The 10,154-nt window shown below is 69.9% G+C and carries 1 protein-coding gene; it reads right to left on the bottom strand.

Annotation, left to right across the window (positions count from 1 at the left end; all coding sequences use genetic code 11):
• A partial coding sequence (locus tag P2L57_RS39355; RefSeq protein ID WP_275823322.1) for a type I polyketide synthase occupies positions 1 to 10,154 on the bottom strand: 10,154 nt, incomplete at both ends.

Genomic DNA, 10,154 nt, shown 5'->3' with positions numbered 1-10,154 from the left:
CAAACCGGACACCACCCCATCCGGACCCACATCCACGAACGTGTCCACACCCTGGCCGGCCAGCCACCGCACACCGTCGGCGAACCGCACCGCCGACCGCACCTGCCGCGCCCAATACCCCGGGCCGGCCATGTCCACCGGCTCACCCGTCAGATTCGACACCACCGGAATCCGCGGCGACACAAACTCCACATCCGCGATCGCCGCCACAAAGTCGTCCAACATCGGCTCCACCAACGCCGAATGAAACGCATGCGACACCCGCAACCGCGTCGTCCTCACACCCCGCCCGGCGAAGTACTCCCCCACCCGGACAACGGCGTCCTCCTCACCGGAGACCACCACCGACCCGGGAGCGTTCACCGCCGCCACCGACACCCCATCGGCCAGCCGCGCCAGCACCTCCTCCTCGACCGCACCGATCGCAACCATCGCCCCACCAGCCGGCAAAGCCTGCATCAACCGCGCCCGCGCCCCCACCAACCGACACGCACCCACCAGATCGAACACCCCGGCGACATGAGCCGCGGCCACCTCACCAATCGAATGCCCCAGCAGGAAGTCCGGCACCACACCCCACGACTCCAGCAAACGGAACAACGCAACCTCAACCGCGAACAACGCCGGCTGCGCCCACCCCGTCAAATTGAGCAGGTCCGCATCCTCACCCCACACCACATCCCGCACCGACACCCCAAAATGCCGGTCCAACTCCGCGACCACCTCATCGAACGCCGCCGCGAACACCACCGACTCCCCATACAACCGACGGCCCATCCCCAACCACTGCGCACCCTGACCCGCAAACAACACCGCCACCCGACGACCCGAACCCCCAGCCCCCTCCACCGCGTTCGCCACCGGATCCCCAGCAGCCACACCCGCCAGACCCGCCAGCAACTCCCCACGATCGGCACCCACGATCACGGCACGATGCTCGAACACCGAACGCGACAACAACGCCGAACCCACCGCCACCGGATCCAGCGAACCCACCACCGACAACAAACGAGCAGCCTGCCCACGCAACGCCTGCTCCGACCGCGCCGACACCACCCACACCGCTCCCGCATCGCCCTCGACACCAACGCCCCGACCCGCGCCGCTGTCCGCACCGGCGCCGACGTCAGGCGCGGCCTCGAGGATCACGTGCGCGTTCGTCCCCGAGATGCCGAACGAGGAGACGCCCGCCCGGCGGGGACGCCCGGTCTGCGGCCACGGCACCGGCCCGGTCAGCAGCCGCACCCGGCCCTGAGCCCAGTCAACATGCGTGCTCGGCTCATCCACATGCAACGTGCGGGGCAACACACCGTGCCGGATCGCCTGCACCATCTTGATCACACCCGCGACACCCGCAGCCGCCTGCGTATGCCCGATGTTCGACTTCACCGACCCCAGCCACAACGGCCGATCCTCCGACCGCCCCTGACCATACGTCGCCAACACCGCCTGCGCCTCGATCGGATCACCCAACGTCGTACCCGTACCGTGCGCCTCCACCGCATCAACATCAGCGGTGCCAAGCCCAGCAACCGCCAGGGCCTGCCGGATCACCCGCTGCTGTGACGGTCCGTTCGGGGCGGTCAGCCCGTTCGACGCACCATCCTGATTCACCGCACTAGAGCGCACCACCGCCAACACCCGACGCCCATTGCGACGAGCATCCGACAACCGCTCCACCACCAGCACACCGGCACCCTCACTGAACCCCGTACCATCCGCAGCCTCCGCGAACGCCTTGCACCGCCCATCAGCCGACAACCCACCCTGCTGCGCAAACCCCACAAACGTATGCGGCAACGCATTCACCGTCACACCCGCCACCAAACCCAGCGAGCACTCCCCCGACCGCAACGCCTGACCCGCCAGATGCAACGCCACCAACGACGACGAACACGCCGTATCCACCGTCACCGCCGGACCCTCAAGACCCAACGCATACGCCACCCGACCCGACAACACACTCTGCGCACCACCGGTCAACAACTGCGCACCAGCATCCGCATCCGCCAACGCCGAGCCTGCAACCTCCGAATAACCCGACTGGTAACTACCAACAAACACCCCCGTCGCAGAACCCGCCAGCAACACCGGATCGATCCCAGCGTGTTCCAACGCCTCCCACGAACCCTCCAACAACAACCGCTGCTGCGGATCCGTCGCCAACGCCTCCCGAGGAGACATCCCGAAGAAACCCGCATCGAAATCCATCACACCCTCGACGAACCCACCCGCGTGCGCCAACTCCCCCAGCAGACCGGTATCCCAACCACGATCCGTCGGAAAACCCCCCATCGCATCACGACCCTGCGACAACAACTCCCACAAACTGTCCGGACCCGAAACACCCCCCGGGAAACGGCACGACATACCCACAATGACCAGCGGATCGTCGTCCACCGACCGCAACGCCGGCAACACACCGCCCGGAACAACCGCCACACCCCCCACACGCTCGGCCAGGAAACCCGCCAACCGCCCCGCACTCGGATAGTCGAACACAAGCGTCGACGGCAAACCCAACCCCGTCACCGACTGCAACCGGTTCCGCAACTCCACCGCCGTCAACGAATCGAACCCGACCTCCCGGAAGGGCTGCTCGGCGGCGATCTGCGCGCCCGAGCTGTGGCCCAGCACCGCGGCAGCGTGTTCGCCGACCAGGGCGAGCAGGTGGCTCTGCCGCTGCTCCGGGGTCAGGCCGGCCAGTTGGTCGGCGAGGCCGCCCGTACGCTCGCCGGCTCCTGCACGGGCCCGGGCCCGTCGGGCCGGACCACCGGCAAGCGAGCGGAAGACCGCCGGCACCTCAGCCGCCGCCCGCAGGGCTGACGTCTTGAGCTCGGTCAGGGCGACCAGGGGCTGGTCGGCGGTCAACGCCCGGTCGAACAGACTCATGCCCTGGTCGACCGACAGCGGGAGCATTCCCAGCCGGGCCAGGCGCTGCATGTCGGCGCCGGTCAGCGCACCGGTGAGGCCCGCGCTCTGGTCCCAGGGGCCCCAGGCCATCGAGATGCCAGCGAGTCCGGCACTGCGGCGCTGCTGCATCAGCGCGTCGAGATACACGTTGGCCGCGGCGTAGTTGCCCTGGCCCGGGCTGCCGATCAGCCCGGCCAGCGAGGAGAAGACGACGAACATCGAGAGGTCCAGTTCGCGGGTGAGCTCGTGCAGGTGCCAGGCCGCGTCGACCTTCGGGGCCAGGACGCGGTGCACCTGCTCCGGGGTCAACGAGGAGATCACCCCGTCGTCCAGGATCCCGGCGGTGTGGACCACACCGGCGAGCGGCACCCCGGCCAGCACGCCGGCCAGCGCCGACCGTTCGCTGACGTCGCAGGCCACCACCCTGACCTCGGCGCCCTGGGATGTCAGCTGCTCGACCAGCTCCGCGGCGCCCGGGGCGGCCGGCCCGCTGCGGCTGAGCAGCAGCAGGCTCCGCACACCGTACGCGGCGACCAGGTGCCGGGCGACCGCGCTGCCGAGACCGCCCGTACCGCCGGTGACCAGGACCGTGCCGTGCAGCGTGACCGGTTCGCCGGTCACGCTCCCGCGAGTCAGCCGCGGGGCGCGCAGGGTGCCCGCGCGCACGCTCAGTTGCGGCTCGTCGGCGTTGGTCACGCGCGCCAGCAGTTCGGGGTCGACCGGCGTCCCGGCCTCGACGTCAACCAGGATGATCCGGCCCGGATCCTCGCTCTGTGCCGACCGGACGAGCCCCCACACTGCGGCGGCGGCCAGGTCGGTGATGGATTCACCAGGGCCGGCGGCGACCGCACCGCGGGTCAGGACGACCAGCCGGCTGCCGGTGGAGCTCTGTAGGTGCCGGAGCGCCCACTCGACGGTCGCGTGGACCGACTCCGGCGTGCTGTCCGCTGCGGCGGGCACCTCAAGCAGCACGTCCCCATCCGCGGCGGGAGTCCCGCCGTCCCGCATCGGCACCTCGTCCCAGGCGAGGGTCAACAGGGTCTCCGCGGTGCGACCTGCGCCAAGGATCCGGGCTGGGACCGGGCGCATGATCAGGGAGCCGATCGACAGGACGGGGGCACCGGTCTCGTCGGCCAGCACGGCGGCGACGCAGTCCGGGCCGGTGCGCGACATCCGTACCCGAACGGCCTTCGCTCCAGTGGCGTGCAGGGTGACGTCGGTGAAGGCGAACGGGAGCCGGCCCTGCGCGGTGGGTTCCAGGCCAACGAAGGTCTGCGGGTGCAGAGCGGCGTCGAGCAGCGCCGGGTGGATGCCGAACGAGGTCGCCGCGGCATCCTGGCCATCGGGCAGGACGGCCTCGGCGAGGATGTGGCCGTTGTGCTGCCAGGCGCGGGTCAGGCCTTGGAAGACGGGGCCGTAATCGAAGCCGGTGTCGGCGCTGCGCTGGTAGAAGTCCTCGACGTCCACCGGTGTGCTGCCAGCCGGCGGCCAGGGCCCGGCCAGCTCCCCGACCTCGACCACGACACCGTCGGAGTCGATGGCCCCGGTGGCGTGCCGAGTCCACGGATCACCATCACCAGTACGGGCGTAGATACCGACACTGCGGTCGTCGCCGTTGACGACCACCTGCACCTGAACGCTCTCCCCATCCGGGATGACCAACGGGGTTTCCACGATCAGCTCCCGCAGCCCACCCGCACCGGCGGCGTCCGCACCCCGGATCGCCAACTCCACAAACCCGGTACCCGGGAACAACACCACCCCGTGCACCGCATGATCCGCCAGCCACGGCTGCGTCCGTAACGACACCCGCGACGTCAGCACCACCGTGGCAGAACCCGGCACCGGCACCACCGCACCCAGCAACGGATGCCCCGCCGACACCAACCCCGCCGCAGCAACATCCCCCGCGGCAAGCGACGGCTGCGGCCAATACCGCCGCCGCTGAAACGCATACGTCGGCAGATCCACCCACCCCGGCCGACACCCCGCGAACAACGCATCCCACGCGACCGGGACACCCCGCACGAACAGCTCCGCAGCCGACAGCAAGAACCGCTCCAAACCACCCTCACCACGGCGCAGCGTCCCCGCCACCACCACATCCTCACCAAGGGTGTCCTGCACCGCCATCGTCAACACCGGATGCGCACTCACCTCAACAAACACCGTAAACCCATCCGCCGCCAACGCCCGCGTAGCCCGCTCGAACTCCACCGTCTGCCGCAGATTCCGAAACCAATACCCCCCATCCAAACCCGCGGTATCCATCCGCGAACCCGACACCGACGAATACATCGGCACCACCGACGACACCGGAGCCAGCCCAGCCAACTCCTCAAGCAACTCACCCTCAACCAACGACACCGACTCCGAATGCGACGCGTAATCCACCGGCACCCGACGCGCCCGCACCCCCAACCCCTCACACTCCGCCAGAAAACCCTCCAACGCCCCCACCGGGCCCGCCACCACCACCGAACCAGGACCATTGACCACCGCCACCGACAAGCCACCCCGCAGCATCCGCCGCACCCGCCCCACCGGCAACGACACCGCAACCATCCCGCCACGCCCCGCCAACACCCGCGCAACCGCCCGACTGCGCAACGCCACCACCCGCGCACCATCCGACAACGACAACCCACCAGCCACACACGCCGCCGCGATCTCACCCTGCGAATGCCCCACCACCGCAGCCGGCACCACACCCAACGACTCCCACACCCGCGCCAGCGACACCATCACCGCCCACAACACCGGCTGCACCACATCCACACGACCAAGCACGACCTGATCGTCAAGAACCTCAAGCAACGACCAATCCACAAACGGCGCCAACGCCTGCGCACACTCAGCCATCGACTCCCTAAACACCACCGACGACCCCAACAAACCCGCCGCCATCCCCACCCACTGCGCACCCTGCCCCGGGAACACAAACACCACCCGACCACCGGCGGCCACCGAACCCCGCACCACACTCCCAGCCAGCCCCCCACCAGCCAACGCAGCCAGACCCGCCACCAACTCCCCACGATCGCGGCCCACCACCACAGCACGATGCTCGAACAACGACCGCGACAGCAACGCCGCACCCACATCCACCGGCTCCAACGACCCCACCACCGGCACCAACCGAGCCGCCTGCTCCGCCACCACCGACACCGACCGGCCCGACACCACCCACGCCACCACGCCCAGGTCCGGGGCAGGATCCGGGACGAGGTCGGCATCAGTCCCGGCCTCGGGGGGAGCCTCCAGGATGACGTGGGCGTTGGTGCCCGACATGCCGAACGCGGACACCCCGGCGCGGCGCGGACGCCCGGTCTGCGGCCACGCCACCGACTCCGTCAGCAGCCGCACCCGACCCTGGCTCCAGTCAACATGCGTGCTCGGCTCATCCACATGCAACGTGCGCGGCAACACACCATGCCGCATCGCCAGCACCATCTTGATCACACCCGCAACACCCGCAGCCGCCTGCGTATGCCCGATGTTCGACTTCACCGACCCCAGCCACAACGGCCGATCCTCCGACCGCCCCTGACCATACGTCGCCAACACCGCCTGCGCCTCGATCGGATCACCCAGCGCCGTACCCGTACCGTGCGCCTCCACCACGTCCACATCAGCGGACCTCAGTCCCGCGACCGCCAGCGCCTGCCGAATCACCCGCTGCTGCGACGGCCCATTCGGCGCCGTCAACCCATTCGACGCACCATCCTGATTCACCGCACTCGACCGCACCACCGCCAACACCCGACGCCCATTGCGACGAGCATCCGACAACCGCTCCACCACCACCACACCGACGCCCTCGGACCAACCGGTGCCATCCGCAGCCTCCGCGAACGCCTTGCACCGCCCATCAGCCGACAACCCACCCTGCCGGCTGAACTCCACGAACGTGTCCGGGGTCGCCATCACCGTCACGCCGCCCGCCAGCGCCAGCGAGCACTCCCCCGCCCGCAACGCCTGACCCGCCAGATGCAACGCCACCAACGACGACGAACACGCCGTGTCCACCGTCACCGCCGGACCCTCAAGACCCAGCGAATACGCCACCCGGCCGGACGCCACGCTGAAGGCTCCGCCGGTCAGCAGGTGGCCACGGGTCTCCTCCAGCGGGCCGACCAGCCCTCCGTAACCCGATTGGCTGATCCCGAACATGACCGCGGTGGAGCTGCCTGCCAGGGAGTGCGGGTCGATCCCGGCGTCCTCAAGCGCTTCCCACGAGCTCTCCAGCAGCAACCGCTGCTGGGGGTCCATCGCCAGGGCCTCACGGGGCGAGATGCCGAAGAAGCCCGCGTCGAACTCGTCAACACCGACGAACCCGCCGCTGCGGGTGGCGGAACTTCCGGCCCCGGTGCCCTCGGTGTCGTACAGCTGCTCGAAGTCCCAGTCGCGGTCGTCGGGAAACCCTGAGATGGCGTCGCCACCGTCGGTGATCAGCCTCCACAGGTCATCCGGGTTCGTGACACCGCCGGGGAACCGGCAGGCCATCCCGACGATGGCCAGCCGGTCGTCGTCGACGAGGACGCGGGGCGGCGGGGCCTCGTCCTGGTCGGGCCGGACAGCGTCGAGCAGGCTTGCCAGGTACTGGGCAAGCCGGAGCGGCGTCGGGTAGTCGTAGACCATCGAGTTCGCCACCGGCAGGCCGGTGCCGCGCCGGATCCGGTTGCGGAGCTCGACCGCCATCAGTGAGTCGAAGCCCAGTTCCCGGAACGCGGTCGTGACGTTCAGCTGGTGACCCGAGGCGTGGCCGAGCACAGCGACGGCGTGGTCACGGATCAGGGCGAGGAAGTGCTCCTCGCGTTCCGACGTGGTCAGCGCGGCCATCCGCTCGGCCAGGCCGCCGGCGTTCAGCTGGTGGTCGCCCGCCCGGCGCCGCGCCCGGCCGCCCACCAGTGACCGGAAGACGGGCAGGTCGTCGCGGGCCCGGAGGGCGGCGACGTCCAGGCTGGCCAGCCCGAGGAGCGCCCGGTCGGACGTCAGGGCCCGGTCGAAGAGGGCCAGGCCCTGCGGCACTGACAGCGGTCGCATGCCCGAGCGCGCCAGCCGCCGCATGTCGGTCTCGGACAGCGCGGCAGTCAGGCCGGCGTCCTGCGTCCACGCTCCCCATGCCATCGAGATGCCCGGAAGGCCGGCATGCCGCCGGGCCTGCATCAGCGCGTCGAGGAAGACGTTGCCAGCCGCGTAGTTCGCCTGTCCGGCATTGCCAAGGATGCCGGACAGCGAGGAGAACACCGCGAAGAACGACAGGTCCATCTCGGCGGTCAGCTCGTGCAGGGCCCAGGCCGCGTCCACCTTCGGCACGAGCACTTGGTCCAGCCGCTCGGCGGTCAGCGACGCGATGACGCCGTCGTCCACCACTCCGGCTGTGTGCACCACACCGGTCAGCGTGGTGCCGGCGAGCGCGGCGGCCAAGGCGGCACGGTCACCGACATCGCAGGCGACGATGTTGACCTCGGCGCCCTGCGCGGACAAGTCGTCGACCAGTTCCTGCGTGCCCTCGGCTGCTGCGCCGCGACGGCTGAGCAGTAGCAGACGCCGCACCCCGTGGGCCCGTACGAGGTGCCGGACCACTTCCCGGCCCAGGCCGCCGGTGCCGCCGGTGACCAGCACGGTGCCCTCGGGGTCGATCCGCAGCTCCGGCTCAAGCTCCGGCTCATCGGGAGGGCTGACCCGGGTCAGCCGTGGCGTGCGGATCGCCTGGCCGCGCAGCGCGATCTGCGGTTCGCCACTGCGCAGCGCCAGGGTCAACTGCCGCATGTCGAGGTCGACGCCTGGCTCCGTGTCGACCAGCAGGATCCGGCCCGGGTGCTCCATCTGCGCGGTGCGCAGCAGACCCCAGACCGCGGCCGCGCCGAGCTCCGGCACCGGCTCGTCGGGGTGGGTGGCGATCGCACCTCTGGTCAGGGCGACCAGGGTGGTATCGGCGAAGCGTTCCTCGGCCAGCCAGCGCTGTAGCTGGTCGAGGGTCCATCGCGTCGTCGCGTGGACGGCGTGGACCATGTCGTCCGGCTCGTCGCAGGCCGAGACGGCGAGTGCCACGTACTGCGGCGGCGTCTCTGCGGCGAGGACATCCCCGAGATCCGCGTACGCCGTTTCCGGGAGCCACGAGGCGGCACCGGATGCGGACCCCTGGACGAAGGCGAACCGGGCGTCCGCCGGTTCGTCCTCCGGCATGGGCAACTCGGGCCAGTCGAGGGCCAGCATCGTCCCACTCAGGGATGCGGCCGTCAGTCCAGGCGATGGCGGCGCGCCCAGAGTCACGGATCCGATGGACAGCACCGGGTCGCCGTTGCCGTCGGCCATCTCGACGCCGACGCTGTCCAGACCGGTCCGGGTCACCCGGACCCGGGTGGCGGTCGCCCCTTCGGCGTGCAGGGTGACGTCGGCGAAGCTGACCGGCAGCCGACCCGCCGGGGCGGGGTCCAGCCCGACGAACTCAGTCGCGTGCAACGCGGCGTCCAGCAGCGCCGGATGCACACCGAACTTGCGGGCCCGGTCCACCTCCCCCTCCGGCACCACCACCTCGGCAAAGACCTCACCATCGCCCTGCCACACCTGCCGCAACCCCTGGAAGACCGGCCCATAGACGAACCCGCTGTCGGCGGTCAGCTGGTAGAAGTCGGCGACATCCACCAGCGAGGCATCCACCGGCGGCCACGGCCATGAACAGGACTCAGCAACGAGGGCATCACCACTGACGGCCGTGGCGTGCCGGATCCACGGATCGTCGTCAGTAGCGCGCGAGTAGATACCGAGGGTGGTGTCGTCGTCGTTGACGACCACCTGGATCTGGACGCTGTCGTGCTCGGGGATGACCAACGGAGCCTCCACGACCAACTCCCGCAGCCCGCCCGCACCCGCAGCGTCCGCACCCCGGATCGCCAGCTCGACGAAAGCGGTCGACGGGAACAACACCACCCCGTGCACCGCATGATCCGCCAGCCACGGCTGCGTCCGCAGCGACACTCGCGCGGTCAGCACGGTGCCGGACCCCGGCACCGACACCACCGCACCCAGCAACGGATGCCCCGCCGACACCAACCCCGCCGCAGCAACATCCCCCGCGGCAAGCGACGGCTGCGGCCAGTACCGCCGCCGCTGGAACGCATACGTCGGCAGATCCACCCACCCCGGCTCCCGCCCAGCGAACAACCCGTCCCAGGAGACCGGCACACCCTGCACGAACAGTTCACCGGCGGCGGTGAGCGCGCTCTGTATGCCAT

This window comes from Streptantibioticus ferralitis, from assembly GCF_029223525.1.
Lineage (GTDB): Bacteria > Actinomycetota > Actinomycetes > Streptomycetales > Streptomycetaceae > Streptantibioticus_A > Streptantibioticus_A ferralitis.
This window is presented reverse-complemented; position numbering and strand designations above follow the sequence as displayed.